The organism is Gluconacetobacter asukensis (assembly GCF_014174375.1).
In the GTDB taxonomy this organism is placed as follows: Bacteria; Pseudomonadota; Alphaproteobacteria; order Acetobacterales; family Acetobacteraceae; genus Gluconacetobacter; species Gluconacetobacter asukensis.
Window position 1 is genome coordinate 41,658 of sequence record NZ_JABEQE010000021.1, and the last position, 18,151, is coordinate 59,808.

Annotated in this window: 17 protein-coding genes; 11 read left to right on the forward strand and 6 right to left on the reverse strand. The window is 64.8% G+C overall.

All coding sequences use genetic code 11. The features are described 5' to 3' along the window. Positions 1-4 precede the first annotated feature (4 nt). The 4 genes from HLH35_RS17400 (at position 5) to HLH35_RS17415 (ending at position 4,944) form a co-directional block, all read left to right on the forward strand. The gene (locus tag HLH35_RS17400; protein WP_408870137.1) at positions 5-649 is read left to right on the forward strand and encodes an ABC transporter ATP-binding protein; all 645 of its coding nucleotides are present in this window, start codon (positions 5-7) and stop codon (positions 647-649) included. After that, positions 646-1,440, forward strand: a complete 795-nt coding sequence (locus HLH35_RS17405) for an ABC transporter permease (protein WP_182980354.1) — start codon at positions 646-648, stop codon at positions 1,438-1,440. Before HLH35_RS17400 ends, HLH35_RS17405 begins: the two co-directional genes overlap by 4 nt. Positions 1,441-1,741: 301 nt before the next feature. After that, the gene (locus tag HLH35_RS17410; protein WP_182980355.1) at positions 1,742-4,075 is read left to right on the forward strand and encodes a TonB-dependent receptor; all 2,334 of its coding nucleotides are present in this window, start codon (positions 1,742-1,744) and stop codon (positions 4,073-4,075) included. An 80-nt stretch (positions 4,076-4,155) separates the two neighbouring features. Then, complete coding sequence (locus HLH35_RS17415; protein WP_182980356.1) at positions 4,156-4,944, forward strand: acid phosphatase; 789 nt, start codon at positions 4,156-4,158, stop codon at positions 4,942-4,944. Between the two features lie 142 nt (positions 4,945-5,086). Here HLH35_RS17415 and HLH35_RS17420 read toward each other — a convergent pair whose 3' ends face one another. Further along, positions 5,087-5,728 (reverse strand): hypothetical protein, encoded by a 642-nt coding sequence (locus HLH35_RS17420; RefSeq protein ID WP_246385193.1) that lies wholly within the window; start codon positions 5,726-5,728, stop codon positions 5,087-5,089. After that, positions 5,725-6,921: a DUF3500 domain-containing protein gene (locus tag HLH35_RS17425; RefSeq protein ID WP_182980357.1), complete on the reverse strand. Its 1,197-nt coding sequence runs from the start codon at positions 6,919-6,921 to the stop codon at positions 5,725-5,727. Before HLH35_RS17425 ends, HLH35_RS17420 begins: the two co-directional genes overlap by 4 nt. Before the next feature lie 194 nt (positions 6,922-7,115). Here HLH35_RS17425 and HLH35_RS17430 point away from each other — a divergent pair, with 194 nt between their 5' ends. Further along, a complete protein-coding gene (locus tag HLH35_RS17430; protein WP_338029386.1) occupies positions 7,116-7,673 on the forward strand; it encodes a DNA-3-methyladenine glycosylase I in 558 nt (185 codons plus the stop codon). A gap of 29 nt (positions 7,674-7,702) precedes the next feature. Here the strand turns inward: HLH35_RS17430 and HLH35_RS17435 are convergent, their stop codons facing one another. Together HLH35_RS17435 and HLH35_RS17440 are read right to left on the reverse strand one after the other, a co-directional pair. Continuing rightward, the gene (locus tag HLH35_RS17435) at positions 7,703-8,581 is read right to left on the reverse strand and encodes a LysR substrate-binding domain-containing protein (RefSeq protein ID WP_182980359.1); all 879 of its coding nucleotides are present in this window, start codon (positions 8,579-8,581) and stop codon (positions 7,703-7,705) included. An 84-nt stretch (positions 8,582-8,665) separates the two neighbouring features. Continuing rightward, positions 8,666-9,781 carry a THUMP domain-containing class I SAM-dependent RNA methyltransferase gene (locus tag HLH35_RS17440; protein WP_182980360.1) on the reverse strand — a complete coding sequence of 372 codons (1,116 nt, stop codon included), beginning with the start codon at positions 9,779-9,781 and terminating at the stop codon, positions 8,666-8,668. A gap of 205 nt (positions 9,782-9,986) precedes the next feature. On the opposite strand from HLH35_RS17440, the gene HLH35_RS17445 reads away from it, so the two are divergent. The 4 genes from HLH35_RS17445 (at position 9,987) to HLH35_RS17460 (ending at position 13,467) form a co-directional block, all read left to right on the forward strand. Further along, on the forward strand, positions 9,987-11,348 hold the full coding sequence (locus HLH35_RS17445) for a sensor histidine kinase (RefSeq protein ID WP_182980361.1): 1,362 nt from the start codon (positions 9,987-9,989) through the stop codon (positions 11,346-11,348). A gap of 83 nt (positions 11,349-11,431) precedes the next feature. Next, positions 11,432-11,926, forward strand: coding sequence for a manganese-binding transcriptional regulator MntR (mntR, locus tag HLH35_RS17450; protein ID WP_182980362.1), 495 nt, complete (start codon positions 11,432-11,434; stop codon positions 11,924-11,926). Position 11,927: 1 nt separating this feature from the next. Then, the gene (locus tag HLH35_RS17455) at positions 11,928-12,674 is read left to right on the forward strand and encodes a YoaK family protein (RefSeq protein ID WP_182980372.1); all 747 of its coding nucleotides are present in this window, start codon (positions 11,928-11,930) and stop codon (positions 12,672-12,674) included. A gap of 1 nt (position 12,675) precedes the next feature. Beyond that, positions 12,676-13,467, forward strand: a complete 792-nt coding sequence (locus HLH35_RS17460) for a spermidine synthase (RefSeq protein WP_182980363.1) — start codon at positions 12,676-12,678, stop codon at positions 13,465-13,467. Positions 13,468-13,536: 69 nt separating this feature from the next. Here HLH35_RS17460 and HLH35_RS17465 read toward each other — a convergent pair whose 3' ends face one another. Beyond that, entirely contained in the window at positions 13,537-14,433 is an 897-nt protein-coding gene (locus HLH35_RS17465; RefSeq protein ID WP_182980364.1) for a fructose bisphosphate aldolase, read from the reverse strand. A 145-nt stretch (positions 14,434-14,578) separates the two neighbouring features. Then, positions 14,579-15,559 carry a glycosyltransferase gene (locus tag HLH35_RS17470; RefSeq protein ID WP_182980365.1) on the reverse strand — a complete coding sequence of 327 codons (981 nt, stop codon included), beginning with the start codon at positions 15,557-15,559 and terminating at the stop codon, positions 14,579-14,581. Between the two features lie 246 nt (positions 15,560-15,805). Here HLH35_RS17470 and HLH35_RS17475 point away from each other — a divergent pair, with 246 nt between their 5' ends. Both HLH35_RS17475 and HLH35_RS17480 read left to right on the forward strand, forming a co-directional pair. Next, positions 15,806-16,996, forward strand: coding sequence for a glycosyltransferase (locus tag HLH35_RS17475; protein WP_182980366.1), 1,191 nt, complete (start codon positions 15,806-15,808; stop codon positions 16,994-16,996). 49 nt (positions 16,997-17,045) lie between these two features. Next, positions 17,046-18,044, forward strand: a complete 999-nt coding sequence (locus HLH35_RS17480; RefSeq protein WP_182967842.1) for a radical SAM protein — start codon at positions 17,046-17,048, stop codon at positions 18,042-18,044. Positions 18,045-18,151 lie beyond the last annotated feature (107 nt).

Genomic DNA, 18,151 nt, shown 5'->3' on the forward strand with positions numbered 1-18,151 from the left:
CAGCGTGATCGAAGGCGTTTCCGCGCCGCAGGCCGGCGATGTCCTGGCGCGGGGTCTGTCCGTGCGTGCCTTGCGCAATGCCCATGCCGGGCCATTCGCATTCGACGTGCCGGCGGGAGCGTGCCTGGTCATTACCGGCATGTCCGGCGCCGGCAAATCCGTGCTGCTGCGCATGATGGCGGATCTCGACCCCCATCAGGGCGACGTGGCGCTGGACGGGCGATTCTGTTCCGCCATGTCGGCCCACCGCTGGCGGCGGCAGGTCGTGTACCTGCCGGCCGAGCCGGGCTGGTGGTCGGATTCGGTCCTGGACCACATGCCCGACGATGCGCTGACCCGCGAACTGATGGCGAAGGCCGGCCTGCGTGCCGGGGTGCTGAACGATCCGGTGCATCGCCTGTCCACCGGCGAACGGCAACGCCTGGCCCTAGTGCGCGGGCTGCGCCTGGCGCCGCGCGCGCTGCTGATGGACGAACCCTGTTCCGCCCTGGACGGCGGGACGACATTGATGGTGGAGGCGATGATGCGTGACGTCATGGCCGGAGGGACCGCGATCGTCCTGGTGTCGCATGATGCGGCGCAGGCCGTGCGGATGGCCGACCTGCGCCGCGAACTGGCGCAGGGGCATTTTGTCGGAGCGGATTCATGACGCCGATTCTGCTGGATACCGGCGACATGATCCTGGCGGGCGGGTTGATCGTCGGCTGCGTGGCGCTGTCGCTGGTGCTGTCGCTGGGCATTCACCGCACGCTGATCGTCGCTGCCATACGCATGGCGGCCCAATTGGTGCTGACGGGAAGCGTGCTGCTGTTCGTCTTCGGCCGGTCGTCGGTCTGGCTGACCTTGCTGGTGCTGGCCTTCATGTTCTCAGCGGCCACGTTCGAGGTCGGGTCGCGCCAGGTCGCGCGGCTGACGCCGGTGTGGCATTTCGGAATCGGCGGGTTCAGTACGGCGACGGGCACAATCATCGTGGTGCTGGTCGGGTTGCTGACGGCGTTGCAGCCGCACCCATGGTACCAGGCGCGCACCGCCATTCCGATGACGGGCCTGTTGCTGGGCAATGTGATGAACGCGACCAGCCTGTCGATGAACACGCTTCTGTCCATGGTCTCGCGCGAGCGTGCCGCGATCGAGGCGCGGCTGATTCTGGGGGCGACACGCGCCGAGGCGATGAACAGCCTGATCCGCCAGTCGATCCGTACCGCGCTGATCCCGACCCTGAACCAGATGGCTGCCGCGGGGGTCATCACCCTGCCGGGGATCATGACGGGTCAGATCCTGGCCGGGATGAATCCGCTCGATGCGTCGAAATACCAGATCGTGCTGATGAGCCTGATCGTCAGTGGCAACATGATCGGCGCCACCCTGTCCGCCATCCTGACATCGGCGCGGCTCAGCGACGCGCGGGGACGGCTAAGGCTGGACCATCTGGCACGGTGAGCCGTGTCCGGATGGAGGTTTGTAGCTTTAACTACATTTCTCACTTTTTAAGCAGTAGATATTTTATTTCAGTAAACCGTGACATTTTTGCAATTTTATTTGAGAATGAGAGGCAAAATATAGATAAGAAAATATTTTCTTCATAAAACTGGAATATCAATTTCACTCAAATGATTTGAGTCGCGTGATAGAAGGCCGATCGTGTCGTGATCGCTACGGAGGGTCCGAGGCGGACGGCGGCTATTCCGAGGGTCAAATGCTACAACCTGTTCTTTTTCGTCAGCGATCGTCACGCCGTCTGATGGGGCGCAAGGCACGTGGCCTGGCTTCTACCGCGCTGGTCTGCATGGGCGTGATGTCCGGCGTATCCGTCACCCACGCCGCGCCGGCCGCCGATGAGTCCCGCGACACTATGCAGAAGAAAGGCCGGGTGACGCCGGTGGCGGCGAAGACGGACGGCCAGGTGGTGGCCGCCGCCGCCGCGCCGAAGGGCGAGCAGATCGAGACGATCGGCCGCACGAAAGTCGATTCCGCTGCCTATCAGGCCCCGACCAAGGCGCCGCTGGAAGCCTTCCAGCCCACATCGGTCATCAGCCAGCATTTTATCGAGAACAACATCCCGCCGTCGGGCAGTTACGACACCATGGTGGCGCTTGCGCCCAGCGTCATGACCATCGGATCGAACGGGCCGGGCCTGGCGGAAAACAAGGTGTCGGTCCGCGGATTTTCGGACGGTCAGTATAATGTTCTGTTCGATGGCATACCATTCGCCGACGGCAACAACTTCACCCATCACACCACCAGCTATTATACCGCACATGATCTGGGCGATATCAGCGTCGATCGCGGCCCGGGCGATGCCAGCACCATGGGCTATGCGACGTTCGGCGGTACCATTGGGGTGAACGGAAAGGCGCCGACCGACCGGCGCGCGGTCGAAGCCTATGGCAGCATGGGGGCCTGGAATACCTATACCTATGGCGGCGAGTTCAATAGCGGCCGGATGAAGCAGCTGAACAATGCATCGTTCGTATTTGATGCCGGTGGCGTGCAGAGCGACGGCTACCAGACCTATGCCGGGCAGCAGCGTTACAATTTCTACGGAAAATGGATCCAGCCGATCAGCGACCGCACCACGCTGACCTTCATGGGGATGTACAACAACATCGTCCAGTACGTGCCGCCTGGCGTGACGACAGGCGAAATCGCCGCTTACGGTTCCGATTACGGTCTATCGAACAATCCGAATTCGCAGAACTACTTCAAATACAATGTCGATACCATCCAGACCGACATGGCGTATATCGGCCTGAATTCCGATATCGGCGGTGGCTGGAGCATCGACAATAAAATCTACACCTATGCCTATTACCATCACGGCCATAACGAAAATGACGTGAACGGCACCACCCAGGCGCAGTATCTCAATGCCGCGCCGGTCTGGAATGGGCAGGTCGTCGCGTGCGGCGGAACGTACGGTGCCGGCAAGATGACCTATAATTCAGGCCCGGGTTGCGAATACGGCCAGGCAATGCGGCAGGATTATCGCGCCTGGGGCGATACGTTCGCCGTCAAGCGCGATTTTGGCCTGGCGAAGCTGAATCTCGGCTTCTGGCTGGAACACCAGACCGATACCCGCCAGCAGGGCAACATCAACTGGGCGACCGGCATGTTCACCAATCAGACGGTGCCCCTCAACCGACTCATGACGCTGCAGAATCTCAGTGCGCAGCCTTATGTGCAACTGACGTTCCGGCCCTTGCCGAACCTGGAGATTTCGCCGGGCTTCAAATACGCGCTGATGGTTCGCCAGATCAATGCGCCCGTCAATCAGAAGACCGGCACGCCGCTCAATTACGACCAGACCTACGGCGCGCCCATGCCGTCGCTGAATGTGCATTACATGGTCAACCCGAACTGGTCGGCCTATCTGCAGATCGCGCGCGGCTTCCTGGCGCCGGATGCCGCCTATTTCTACACACCCAATCCGGCAGCCAACAAGGTCAGCCCGGAAAACACCATGAATTATCAGATCGGCACCGCCTGGCAGAGCCGGCGCTTCACCCTGTCGGCCGACGTGTATTACATCAACTTCAGCAATTTCGTGACCAGCGCCAATCAGAACGTTCCGGGCTATGGTCCGATGACGGTCTATTACAACCAGGGCGGCATCGATTATTACGGGATCGAAGGTGAGGCGTCCTATCATCTGGGTGCGGGCTTCACGCTGTTCGCCAATGGCAGCCTCAACCAGTCCAAGACCCAGGGCACCGGCGCGCCGATCGCCAATGCGCCGGATTCCACGGCGGCGGGAGGGCTGATCTATGAGCATGACGGGCTCTATGCCTCGGTGGTCGATAAATGGATCGGCGCGCGGGCCGGCGTGATCAGCTCAGCGGGCAAGGCCATGAACGGGCTGGACCCGTTCAACCAGCTCGATGTCTCGATCGGCTACACGGTCCATGGCAAGGATCATTCCGTGCCGCCGATCAAGCTGCAGCTCAGTGTGACAAACCTGGCCGATAGTAAAAAGATCTTTTCCTATTATGGGACGACGGCCGAGGGGGTGGCGCTGTGGAACACCCAGCCTGGCCGTGGCTTCTTCGGGTCGATCTCGGTGCCCATCGGGTTCTGACCCGCGTAATCGGTCGCGTTCTCTTATCCTGGGCCCGCCGCCTCGCGCGGCAGGCCGTTTTTTACCGGAGACATATATTCATGGTCCGATTCAGGACAACCGGACGGGCGGCCCTTGCCCTGGCCGGATTCTGTGCGACGGCGCAGGCCATTCCCGCGCATGCGCAGAATGTGCCCGAGGCGCCAGCCCTTTTCGCGCCGGTGCCGCCCGCACAGGGTTCAGCGATGGATGTGTATGACCGCACGGTCTTCGCGGAAACGCGCAAGCTCAAGGATACCGCGCGCTGGGCACTGGCGCGCTCGGACGCGGACGCCAGGCCCGAGGCGCTTCTGGCGGATTTTTCCTGTGCGATCGGTCATGCCCTGACAGACAAGAGCAACCCGGCCCTGTTCAGGCTGGTGTCCGCCCTGCGCGATGCGGTCAAGGCGCAGGTCAAGATCCAGAAGGATATCGTGCGTCGGCCGCGTCCTTTTGTCGGAAACGACGCCCCGATCTGCGTTGCGCGCAAAGAGGATGCGGCGGCCGATTATGCCTATCCGTCAGGTCACGCCACCACGGGCTGGTCGGCCGCATTGCTGCTGTCATCGCTTTTTCCCGCACATACCGGGCAGATTCTGGCACGCGGACGCGAATATGGTGAAAGCCGTGTCGTATGCGGTGTGCATTGGGCGTCGGATGTCTGGGCCGGCTTTGTAACAGGCAGTGTCGTCTTCGCGCAGTTTGTCAGCGACCCGGCTCATGCCGATCTGCTGGACGCCGCGTGGCGGGAAATCGCGGCACAGCAGCGGATGTCCGGTGGGCTGGACCAAAAGCGCTGCACGGCGGAAGATCAGGGACGAATGGTTGCGCCGCTGACCGGGAATCCATAGATCATGGCGGCACGGGAACCGCATGGGGCATGTCGGTGGCTCCGTGCGTTCCCGTGTGTTTGACTGCACGCGATGGTGGCCCGGACGATGGCAGGCGCGATCCGCACGACTGGCGGGCATGACGGAACATCGCACATCCGTTTTATTTCCTGGAAACTTGTCGAGGACGGTCGGTGAGGGGAGTCGTTACACTGGAAGCGGCCTCGGTGCGGTCGGTTCCGTGTGGTGCAGAGTCTCCGGGGCCGACGAGAAAATCGAGTTGGTAGAAGGACTGATCTTCCGATCGTTTCTGCGCGAGGACGTGAATGGAGGTATCCTGCGGGAGCAAGCAGTTTGTCAGCCTGACCGTCTCGGGACCGGGGGCGTTGTTGAGGTAGGTGAGGCGGTAGGGCCCGTTGGCGAGGCGGGTGGATATGCCGAACTGGAGAACGATCATGCCGGTGCCGGCTCTCATGGCATCGGTGTCTGGAAAACTGCTTGCGCCAGGTTGAAGCGTGACGGGGCGATTATTCAGCGACACGGACAGGCCTTGGGCCATCCGCATGGCATAGGCCTGTCGTTCCTGCGGTGAGAGCCGCCCGTTTCCGTCCCGGTCAATGTCCCGGATCACCCTGTCGGCCACGTCCACCCCCGGTGTCAGCCGCAAATGCAATGTGATCCGGTCGCGTGCCAGATTGATCGTGGTGGCCTGCAGATATTCGTCCAGCCGGTGCGCCTGGGCTGGAGACCCTGTTGCTATCAGCGCGATCGCCGTCGCCGGGGCGATCCATGTGCGGTATCTCATCGGATCGTAAACCGGCTGCCGTAGCTGTTCGTCGGGTCGCGGTAGATGGTGTGGACATGCATTGTCGCGTCTCCGCCAACGCCCTGCGGCGAAAATTCGATCAGAAGATGGGGGCCCTGAATCCGGTAATAGGAGGACCCGTTCCGGCCGGGTGCGTGCGTTACCGGTCCGCTCCACGCGAACCAGGTTTTGTCAAGATCGTCGCGGATCTCTTTCATGCGGGGTGCCGCATAGGCATCGTTGATGATTCCGGCCCACTCGCCGATCACGCCCATCAGGAGCGCCTTCTGGTCCGGTGTCAGGGAAGATCCCTTGATGCCTTCGGGAACGATCGTCTCGCCGTCGTGACCCGGGCCGGAGACCAGGTCGTCGACCTTGTAGGGCAGGATCGCCTGCCGGCGCTGCTCCTCATTCAGCGCGTCCAGCAGGGCGAATGCCCTGTCGTTCTCGCCGGCCAGGACGCGAACCGTCTGGCCGTTCGCCTGATAGACCGCCGGCTGTGCCCCGGTCAGGGTCGGTGTCATGACCCCATGTTCGCCATCGATGACGACGTTCAGCCCCAGATGATGGCCGCCGAACTGCACCATCCATGGGGCTGTTTCGGACGGAGTTCCAAAAATTGCAATAGTGTAGACGGCTTTTCCAGAGGAAAAGGGGGTGCCGCTCTCCGCCAGCGCCTGGTCGGCGCCCATGATGTCCTGGACTTTGCGGTAACCCTTCGCGCTCAGGAGGGTTTCCAGCAGATGCAGGGCGGCGGCGCGCTGGGCTGGGGTCAGATGCCCCATCTGCACCCCGGGACGCGGCACGTCACTGACCGGATAATTCGACCATACCGCGTGTCCGTAACGCTCGCCGATAAATCCGCCCGGTGGCCCCATTCCTGGTCCGCGTGCTGTCGGCGCATTGGCCTGGGCATCCGTGACCGGCATGGCCGGTTCGCCGGGCGCGCTCCTGCGGAACCGTGCCAGCGTCGCATGCTTCTCCGCGACAAAGGGAAACCGCACCGCCGCCTGGCCCTGCGCATCGAAGGTGCCGAGAAAGGCGTTCGCGGCTTCGACGACCTTATGGGTCTGGATAGCTGGCCGGTTTTTTTTCGCGGGCGTCGGAATCGGGCCGGCCGGGGGCGGAGCGCCCTGTGCAAGGGATGCGGCTGTCAGAAAGAGCCCTGCCGTCACAAGAAAGATCTTTCGCATCAGGAATCTGCGTCCTTTCCGGTCATTCGGGCCCATCCGCCTTCCGGTCCCGGCCTGCCAGTTTTCATCCCTGCCGCCATGGGATCAAGGGTTTTGCCGGCGGCGGGTTCCGGCGTTCATGAACGCTGGGCATCCGCGTGCTGTGGGTGCGGGTTTTATGCTATAGCCCCGGAATGGATGATGCATCTTTTGCCGTGACCCGTTGCCGCTGGGCGCAGACGGACCCGTTGCTTCGGGCCTATCATGACCAGGAATGGGGCGTGCCCGTGCGTGACAGCCGGATGCTCTGGGAAATGCTGTGTCTCGAGGGGTTCCAGGCGGGGCTGTCCTGGCTGATCGTGCTGCGCCGGCGGGAGGGGTTTCGTCGCGCCTTTGCGGGTTTCGACCCCGAGCGTGTTGCGCGTTTCGATGCGGCGGATGTGGAGCGCCTGATGGCGGACCCCGGCATTATCCGGGCGCGGGCCAAGATCGAGGCGACGATCGGCAATGCGCGGGCCTATCTGGCTATGCGGGAGCGTGGCGAGGATTTCGCCGCGTTTGCCTGGGGCATGGTGCCGGATGCGCCGGTCCGGAACACGACCGGCGTGGTGCTGGCGCAATCGCCGCTGTCGCAGGCCATGGCGAAGGCCCTCAAGGCGCGGGGGTTCAGGTTCGTCGGGCCGGTGATCGTGTATGCCTGGATGCAGGCTGTCGGTATGATCGACGATCATGACCCAGCGTGCTTCTGCCACGACCGGCAGGATATAAGCTGAGAGACTATCTGAAAATATAACGGGATATTCTAGGCTTTTTGTTCGCATTCCTTCAAGAACGGAACGAGTGCGGGGTTCAGGTTTCCCGGCCGCCATGCGACGACATGGTTGACGATCGGCGCATCTTCGAGGTCGCGGAAAATGGTGCCGGCGACTGTCACTTTCCGGATTCCCTGGGGGACCAGGGCGATGCCCAGCCCTTCCGCGACCAGGTTGACGATCGTGTGCTGGAGCTGGGTTTCCAGCCGGATGGTGGGTTCGAAGCCGCCCGACCGGCAATATTGGACGATGGCGTCGCGCAGCATCGACGAGACTTCGACCGGCGCTGCGATCAGGGGTTCGTCTTCCAGGTCTTTGGCCTCGATCAGCGGGCGGACGGCAAGTGGATGGTCCGAGGGCACCGCCAGGCAGAGGGGTTCGCTCAGGATTGCGCTGGTTTCCAGCCCACGAATGAAGCCCGGATCGAACATGATGCCCGCATCGAAGCGGCCTGCCAGGATATCGGCGGCGAGCGAGCCCGGGACGACCTCGCGCAGCCGGGTATGGACCATGGGATAATTCGCCACATAGCGGCGCACGAGGCCCGGAATGACCGTGTAGGTCGCATACATCATGAAGCCGATCGAGAGTTCCCCGAGCTGGCCGCGTTCCGCCAGTTGGGCGTTGAGGCAGGCCTGGTCGAAGGCGGCCAGGACGGCCTTGGAATCCGCCAGGAAGCGGCGTCCGGCATGGGTGAGCGTCGCGTGGCGCGAATGACGTTCGAGCAGGCGGACGCCCAGTTCCTTTTCCAGGGCGGCGATCTGGCGGCTGAGGGGCGGCTGGCTCAGATGCAGGCGCTCGGCCGCGCGGCCGAAATGCAGCGTTTCGGCCAGCACCACGAAATAGCGCATCTGTCGAATGTCGATCATGGCAGGAAATCCGCACGCGAAGGGCTGGGAGGCTGCGCCGGAAGCCTCGTTGGCGGCGGCCCGCAGGCCGCTGCTGCCAGCGTATCAGGCGAGGGGCGCGGTCTGGAACAGCGTTACGCGCAGGCCGCCATGCGGTATCGGCGCGGTGGGGGGCAGGAACGGCAGGCCGGTGGCGTGGGCCAGGCCGGGCTCGGTGGTGATGATCCCCACCCGCCAGCCGGCGAAGTGGGCCGCCAACGTGCGGCCGAGCGCGCGGTAGAGTGGGAGAAGTGCCTTCCTGTCCCCGATGCGGGTGCCGTAGGGCGGGTTCAGGATGACCAGTCCCGGCGTTTCGCAGGGGGGGCGGATGTCGCTGATCGCTGTCTGCTGGAAGGTCGTATAGGCGGTGACGCCCGCGCGCTCGGCGTTCGCGCGGCTCATGGTGATGGCGCCGGCATCGCGGTCGCTGCCGTAATAATGGGCCGTGGGCACGCGCATGCTCCTGACGTCACGCAGCTTCTGCCAGGCGGGTTCATCGAAATTGGCCAGCAGTTCGAACGCGAAATGGCGCGAGCGGCCGGGATTGAGCCGGGCTGCGATCTCGGCGGCTTCGATCACGAACGTGCCCGAGCCGCACATCGGGTCGAACACCGGTTCGGTCCCGTCATAGCCACATTGCAGCAGGAACAGCGAGGCCATGGTTTCACGCATCGGCGCGCGGTTGACGGCCTGCTTGTGGCCGCGCCGGTGCAGCAATTCCCCCGAACTGTCGATGCTGATCGTGCAGAGATCATGGTCGATCCGCACCCGGACGATGAGGGCGGCATCGGGCGAGCAGGGCGCGCCGAGTGTCTTGCGGATCGCATTCTCGATCCGTTCGGCGGCGGCGCCGGCATGGTAGATGCGCGACCCGGTGCAGGAGGCCTCGACCCGGAAGGGAATGTCGGGGCGCAGGACGCTGGCCCATGGCACGAGCCGGGCGCGGTGGTCGAGCTGGGCGAGATGGACGACGCGGAAGGCATCGATCCGCGCCAGAATGCGATTGGCCCCGCGCACCCACAGATTCGCCCGGTAGACTTCCGGCCAGCCGCCCTTGATGACGACGCCGCCGGGGACGGCGCGCGGCTGCTTGAAGCCCTTCAGGCGTATTTCGCCACACAGCGCGTCTTCCTGGCCCGGTGCGGTGGCGAGGAAGATTTCAAAATCCCGGTCTTGCGTCATCCGGCCTGCATGGCAGGAAGCCGGCGCCACAGCAACTGTCTCACCCGGGGCATGCGGGCCGCCTGGCTCCGGGAAGAGGAGATTTCCCGAAACGATCTCGGGTGAGGGATGAATTTTCCTTCATGAGGAGCAGATGCCATAATTTGTTAGCTGGCTTGCCATACGATCGGCCCTGATGAACAGGTTTGGACAATCAGAAGCAGGCATGCCGCAGGAAGACGGATTTTCCGAAGACCGGTACGGGTCTCTGGATCTGGTGCCGGATATGGTCTGCGTCTGCGGAAGCGACGGTCTTCATGACTATTTCAACAGGGCCTGGCGCGCATACGGGACGGCGGTCTTTGCTTCGGCGCGATGGAGGGAGTGGGTTCTTCCGGCCGATCGGCACCGGGTCGATCAGGCATTGCGGGAGGCCATGCTGTCCGGCGACGGGTGCGAGAGCGATCTGCGGCTTGTGCATCCGGTCGATGGTGCGCGCTGGTTTCTGCTGAGAGCGCGGCCGCTGCCCGGTGGGGCGGATGGGGTGTGCCGCTGGCTGCATAGTCTGACGGATATCGATGCCCGCAAACGGCGCGAGCTGGCGCTTCTGCGGGATATCAGGTTCCAGGCGGAAATGCTGAATGTCAGCGTCGATTGCATCAAGCTCCTCCGGCCGGATGGGACGCTGCTGCAGATGAACCGGGCCGGTTGCCTGGCGCTGGACGTCGGCGAGGCGTCCGGCTTCGGCATGGAATGGCTTCACCTGCTGCCCAAAGAGTCGCATCCGGCGGGATGTCAGGCGCTGCTGAAGGCGAGGCATGGGGAGAATGCGCGTTTCCTCGGCGTCAGCCAGTTGCCGGGTCAGGACCCGCGCCACTGGGACAATATGCTGACGCCGGTGAAAAACGCGGAAGGGGATGTGGAGGCCATTCTCTGCGTGTCCCGCGACGTGACCGTGGAGCGCGCCAGCGAACGGCGGATTGCGTCGCTTCTGCATGAGCTGACCCATCGGTCCAAGAACATGCTGGCCGTGGTGCAGGCGCTGATCCGGCGGACCGTGCCGGACCCGCAGGCGCCCTTTGTCTCGGTCCTGGGCCAGCGTATCGCCGCGATCGCGCGCAACCAGGACCTGCTGATCAACGGGCAATGGTCGGGCATCACGATCGAGACGCTGCTGGCCTCGCAGACCGCGGTGATCGGGGATGTGAACCAGAAGCGCCTGCTGCTGCACGGTGTGGACGGGCTGCGCCTGCTGCCCGAAACGGCGGAACGGATCGGGCTTGCGATCCATGAGCTGACGACCAACGCCATCAAATATGGTGCGCTCTCCAATGAGAGCGGAACGGTGACGATAGACTGGGCGATCCAGGAACAGGGCGGCGATGAGCGCTTTTGCCTGGCCTGGCAGGAGAAAGGCGGCCCCCCTGTGCAGGCGCCCGCCGTCCGGGGGTTCGGGACGGCTGTGATCGAGCGGAATCCGCGGGCCGTGCGTGGCGCGTCGGTCACCTATCGTTATGAGCCGGATGGCGTGACGTGGACGTTCGAGGCCCCTGTATCCAGCGTCATGGAAGAGGGAGGCCTGGGCTAGGCATTCGTCCCTGTCGCCTTCATGGACTGAAGGGAGGGAATGTTTTATGCTTTGCGGAATATTGTCTCGCCGAGAGTAATCCTTTGAAAAGACAAGCGGGGGCCGCCGCCAAAGTGCCGCGTATCGTGGATGCGAAGGTGCAATCCGAGGGATTTCGGGCCAATCGCGCGGCCCGGCGCAATGTGCTGGTCGAGGATTATGTCGAGCTGATCGCCGATCTGCTCGATGAAGGCATGGAGGCCCGGCAGGTCGATATCGCCGCGCGGCTCGGCGTTTCCCAGCCCACGGTGGCGAAGATGCTGGCCCGGCTGGCCAATGAGGGGCTTGTCACGCAGAAGCCCTATCGCGGCGTGTTCCTGACGCCGGCCGGGGAGGCGCTGGCCACCGACGTGCGCCGGCGCCATGGGATCGTCGAATCCTTTCTGACCGCGCTGGGGATCAGCACGGAAAATGTCCGCATCGATGCCGAGGGGATCGAGCATTATGCCAGCGAAGAGACGCTTGCCGCCTTCGAGCGCGCGCTGAATGCCGGGCTTCAATCCTTCATGGCGGCGGATGGCGTGAAACGGGGTGGGTAGGATGCTGCTGCGCGAGGGGGACGCCCGGACGTTTGTCATGGACCGCCGGCTGGGCTGTTCGCTGGCGGCGGTGGCGGGTGCGGTCAATGCGGCCGGCTTTCTCGCGGTCGGCTATTATTCGGCCAATATGACGGGCAATCTTTCTAGCCTGTCCATGGATGTGCGCGCGGCCGACCTGTCGTCGGCGCTTTCCTGCCTGGGGCTGGTCGCCGCCTTCGTGGCGGGTGCGGTCCTGTCGGCCTTGCTGGCCAATGCCGGGCGGCATCGCCGGCACCGGGCCATCTATGCGTACAGTATCCTGCTGGAGGCGGGGCTGCTGGCCGTGCTGGGGGCGCTGGACATGGCGTTGCGGGCCGGTTTGCGCGGTGCGGTGCTGGCCTATGGGCTGAGTTTTCTGATGGGGTTGCAGAATGCGACGGTCACCCGCATTTCTGGCGCACGGGTGCGGACGACGCACATGACCGGCATGCTGACCGATTTCGGGATCGAGCTCGCGGACTGGCTGGATGCCGTGCGCAGGCACGGTGACCCGGCGCGGATGGCGCAGGTCCGCCAGCTTCTGGCGCTGCATGGCGGGATCGTCCTGTCCTTTGCCGGCGGCGGTGTGGCCGGGGCCCTGGCGTATGGCTGGTGGCGGGCGGGCGCGCTGTTGGGGCTGGCGCCGGTCCTAGTCTGGCTGGCCCTGCCGGGGGCGATAGCCGATCTGCGCGACCGGTTGTCAGGTCCGCCGCTGGGGCCCGTTCCCTGACATGCCGGCGACCTTCATCCCTGACGACCATGAGGTGCTGGCCCATTATATCAGCGATCAGGGCGATATCTGGATCAGCGAGGATATCCGGACCGAAAGCCGTATCTACTGGCAGGGGCGCTGCTGCCAGAGCGAGAGCGACGCCGACGGCATCAGCTATGCGCCCTATGTCCATGCGCTGTTCGGCTTCCTGATGCAGACCCCGGCCGGGACCCGGCCCGACGAGCCGGTGCTGGTGATCGGCTGTGGCGGCGGTTCGCTGGCCACCATGCTGGACAGGGCGGAGCGTTCGGTCGAGCTGGTCGACGTGAATCCGCTGGCCTTTTCCATCGCCCGCCAGCATTTCGGCCTGCCCCCCTGGATTGCCTGCCATCTGACGGACGGTGCTGCGTATCTGCGCGCGCTGCCCGCGACCCGGCGGTTCGGCGCGATTATCGTCGATGCCTTCCAGGGGGATGTGGTGCCCGGCCATCTGCTGGGGGCGGGGTTTCTGACCGATGCCGCCTATCGTCTGGCGGAGGACGGGTTTCTGGCCATGAATCTGTTCGAGGCGCCCGGCAGGGCGGATCTGGTCGTGCGTGCCGCCGTCATCGCCGGACGCGCCGTGGCGCCGTGGGGCGATGTGCGCCTGTTCGAGGAGGCGGAGGGGCGGGAGGGCAATGTCGTGCTTCTGGCGGGTGCGGTGGCCGGCCTGAGCGACCCGGGCCTGCTGCTGCCGCCCCGGACGATGATCGCGGAGACGCGCGGGGCGCTGGAGCGGATGCGCTTTCGGCCGGTCGACGTGACGGTGTGACCGGGCGGAAGCCGGTCATGCAGAAAACGCGCGCCGGCTCGCCGCCAGCGCGCATTTCCAGGCAGGTTTTCAGGATTTGATGGTGGAGGCGCGATAGATCTTGTCGATCGCCGCCACCAGGGTGGCGTCGAATTCGGCGTCGGTCATGGAGACCTTCAGTTCGCCGAGCAGCGCGCGGGAGAAGCTGGCGATCATGCCGTGGTTGGCGGCCAGGCGCGTGCAGGCATCGTCCAGCGTATAGCCGCCGGAGAGCGCCACGACGCGCTGCACGCGCGGATGGCGGACCAGGTCGAGATACAGGTCCGGGGTTTCGGGGATCGTCAGCTTCAGCATCACCTGATAGTCGCCGGGCAGCGCGTCCAGGCCGCGCGCCAGCTCGTCACGCAGGATCGCCTCGGCGGCGGCCTTCTGCGGGCTCTTGATCAGGACTTCCGGCTCCAGGATCGGCACCAGGCCGTGGGCGGCGATCTGGCGGGCGACGTCGAACTGTTGCGCGGCGATGGCGGCGATGCCTTCGGGGTTCGCCAGGTTGATGACCGAGCGCTCCTTGGTGCCGTAGATGCCCAGCTTGACGGCACGGGCCAGCAGCGGGTCCAGGCCGGGGATCGGCTTCATCAGCCGCACGCCGTCCACTTCGTCTTCCAGACCCTTGTCGACCTTCAGGAAGGGGACGACGCCGCGATCTTCCCACAGATAGGAGGGAACCGGCTTTTCACCGACCAGCCCGTCCATCGTGCGTTCGAAGAGGATGGCGGCGATGATCTTGTCGCCGGTGAAGGACGGCGCGGTGATGATGCGTACACGCATCTCGTGCATCAGGCGGAACATCTCGTCGTCGCCATGATAGGCGCTCTCGGGGATGCCGTAATGGCTCAGGGCGCCGGGCGTGGAGCCCCCGCTCTGGTCCAGGGCTGCGATAAAACCAGGCTTGGCAGAGAGTTGTGACTTCATGCTCTCGATCGACATGATTATGTTTCCCCCGCTTGGTGCAGATGCGTGTCCGGGCCCTCGCCCGGGACCGGCGGTTGCAAAACCGTCCCCCAGGCGATTGCCCGTTTCTGGAGATTGCCGGGTTTGCCGTCAATGGTGAAGGGGTTACCCGGCGGAATGCTCAGCCCGGATCGGTATCGTCGTGCAGGCTGGGGATCGTGGCCCAGACCAGGGCGCTGTAATACTGGCTGTCGCGATGCGCCCGGACATAGGCCGGCGTGATCTGTGCCACCCGCGAGCGGGTGCGGACCGACGCGTACCAATGGACCACGCGCGTGCCGGGAAGCAGGATATCCTGCGCCCGTGCCCGCCGGCTGGTGCGGAAGAGATGTTCCGAGATTTCGGGTGGGACCGGATAGAACACGGATGGGTCGTGGATGGTCAGCGCGTCCGTGCCGCTTTGCTCCGCCACCCGTTGCAGCAGGTGGGGGCCCAGCGCGTAGGGACGCAGCCGTTCCTCGGGCGACAAGGCCAGCATGGCGCGCAGGCAGGTGCGCAGCCAGGGTGCGCCGGGGGGCGCCCCCAGCACCGCGTTGTTCAACCCGAGCGGGTAGAGGCGTTCGATGCGGCGGAAGCCCTTCCAGCCGCCGGGCAGCGCGCGGAACGCCTGGCGCACCAGCGACAGCCCGATATGCTTTGCCCGCAGCAGGGGCGAACGCGAGGCCCGGACATGGGGTGGCCAGACGATGCGCTCGGTGCCGACGAACGGACCGGATTGCAGCAGCGGGCGCAGCGACGCGGTGGTGATCGTGTCCATGTCCAGATACACGCCGCCATCGCGGTAGAGGATCGCGGTCCGCAGGATATCCGCGCGCTGGACCGGCGTGCGCACGCCTTCGTACAGCGCGACCAGGCTGCCCGCCGGCAGGTCGGCGACCTGTTCCACCGCCCGCAGGTCGCGTTGCGGGTCGACGCGGGACAGCACGACACCGGGCGCGCGTTCCAGCGCCTGTTTCTGCGGGCCGTCCTCGAGCGGATCGGTGTGATGGAGGATGACCGAATCCATTCCGCCCGTCGCGGCGGCCGAGAGGACGGCGAAGACATAGGCCCAGGGCAGGCGCGGGCCGATCCAGCAGAAATGGATGCGGGCGGGAATGGTCATGGCAGCCGGCTTTCCGTGGTGCGGGAAGAAGGGCGGCCTGTTTCGGCCGGGGGAGCGGTCATTACGGCGCCCGGTTTCGGAACTATCGGCATTGCCGTCAAGTCCGCGCCCTTTTGTTTTGCCGTTGCCCGACGGTAAAGTGCCGCCCGCTTCCGAGCCTGGCTGGGCATACGCGCCAGCGGTGACCCGACGCGTGGGTTCCAGTCAGGCTCCTGGAGACCATATGCGATCGAGAGAGCCACCCTGTTGCGTGAAATCGTCATCTTTCGCCAGAACCAGTTCCGGGTTTCCGAGGTTTTCATTGCCCAGCAGGCGCAGGCCCTGCGCCGTTATGCGCCGCTCTATCTGGGGCGCATGCGCTTTGGGCCCGGGCCGGATGGGGCGCGTGGGCTGCTGCTGCGCGACCTGTGGCGGCATGCCGCGTGGCCCCGGATGCTGGCGCAGATGCTGACGCGCGATCCTGCGCCCTATCTGCGGTTGCTGGCGGGGTGCCGGCCGGCGCTGGTCCATGCCCATTTCGGGATCGATGGGGTCTATGCCATGGAAGTGGCGCGCCGGCTGGACGTGCCGCTGGTCACGACGTTCCATGGTTTCGACGTCACCCTGGCGGACCGGTATTTCCTGCGTTCGCCCGCCTGGATAAACTATCCGCTGCATCGGCGCGCGCTGGCGCGGCGGGGGCAGTTGTTCCTGTGCAATTCCAGTTTTCTGCGTGATCGGGCGTTGGCGCGCGGTTTTCCGGCCGAACGGACGCGCGTGCATTATATCGGCGTGGATTGCAGCGCATACCAGCCGCGCGAGCCGGCGGAGGAGACGCCGGTTATCCTGCATGTCGCGCGTCTGGTCGAGTTGAAGGGCACGGAATATCTCCTGCGGGCCTTCGCGCGCATGGCGGCCGGTTGCCCCGCGCTGCGCCTGGCCATTATCGGGGATGGGCCCCTGCGGGTGCGGCTGGAAGCGCTGGCCGGCGAATTGGGCGTGGGAGCGCGCGTGCTGTTCCTGGGCGCGCGGCCGCATGCGGTGGTCATGGAATGGATGCGCCGGGCGATGATGCTGGTGCTGCCCAGTGTCCTGACCACCAGCGGACGGGTGGAGGGACTGGGGATGGTGATGCTGGAGGCGGCGGCCTGCGGCGTGCCGGTGGTCGCCACGCGGGTCGGCGGCATCCCCGAGGGGGTGGCGGAGGGGCGTAGCGGGCTGATCGTCCCGCCCCGCGATGTCGAGGCGCTGGCCACCGCCATGGACACCCTGGCGGCCGACCCGGTACGGCGCGCGGCGATGGGGCATGCTGGGCGGGCCTTCGTCGTCGAGCGATTCGACCTGCGGCGGCAGACAGAGATTCTGGAATGCTGGTATGACGATCTGGTCCAGGCCCATGGCGGCGGGGCGGATTCCTCCTCGGCCCGGGCTATCGCGCATGCCGGGTCGCCCCTATGATGCGCCCCCTTTTCCGGCTTTTGCCGGTTCCTCGGACGATATGGCAACGATGAACGATATTCCCCTGGCCCGCCGCATCAGTAATCTGGGTGCGGGGGTGCGGTTTGCGGCCAAGGCCATCGCCACGCGCTATACGCCGCTGCTGGCGCAGGTGGTGGTGACGCGCCGCTGCAACCTGGCCTGCGGCTATTGCAATGAATTCGACGATTTCTCCGCCCCGGTTCCGTTCGCGGAGCTGAAGGCGCGGGTGGACCATCTGGCGAAGCTCGGCACGGCCTCGATCACCTTTACCGGTGGCGAGCCGCTGCTGCATCCGGACCTGGACCGGATCGTGCGCGTGGCGCGCGACCATGGCATGATCGTGACCACCATCACCAACGGCTTCCGCCTGTCGCGCGCCTGGATCGACCGGCTGAACGCGGCCGGGCTGCAGGGGATGCAGGTCAGCATCGACAACATCACCCCCGACGATATTTCGATGAAGAGCCTGTCCTCGGTCGAAGGCAGGCTGGCGCTGCTGTCGAAGCATGCGCAGTTCAAGGTCAATGTGAATTCGGTCCTCGGCGTGACCGGCGAACGGACCCAGGATGTGGTGACGATCGCCGAGACGGCGGCACGCTATGGATTGCAGCATTCGGTGGGGGTGCTGCACGATCACCATGGCGGGCTGAAGGCGCTGAGCGACGAGCAGATGCGGGCCTATCGCCGGGTGACCGAGATCTCGCCCTCGCTGGTTCATACGCTGAATTACCGGCTGTTCCAGAAGAATCTGATGCATGGCCAGCCGAATGACTGGAAGTGCCGCGCCGGGGCGCGCTACCTCTATGTGACCGAGGACGGCAAGGTGCACTGGTGTTCGCAGCAGCGCGGCTATCCGGCCATACCGCTGCTGGAATACGGTCCCGCGGATCTGAAGCGCGAATATCATACCGAGAAATCGTGCAGCCCGACCTGCACGCTGAGCTGCGTGCACCAGATGAGCATGTTCGACCGCTATCGTGGCGCCCAGCATCCGACCGATCCGGTGCCCGTTCCCGCCGAAGCCTGAGAGTATCCGTTGTGATCAAGCGGCTTTTGGAGCCCATGTTCGATCATCGCGCAGGAGTGCGTTGGCGAGGATGACGAGCTTGCGCATGACGGCGGTGATGGCGACTT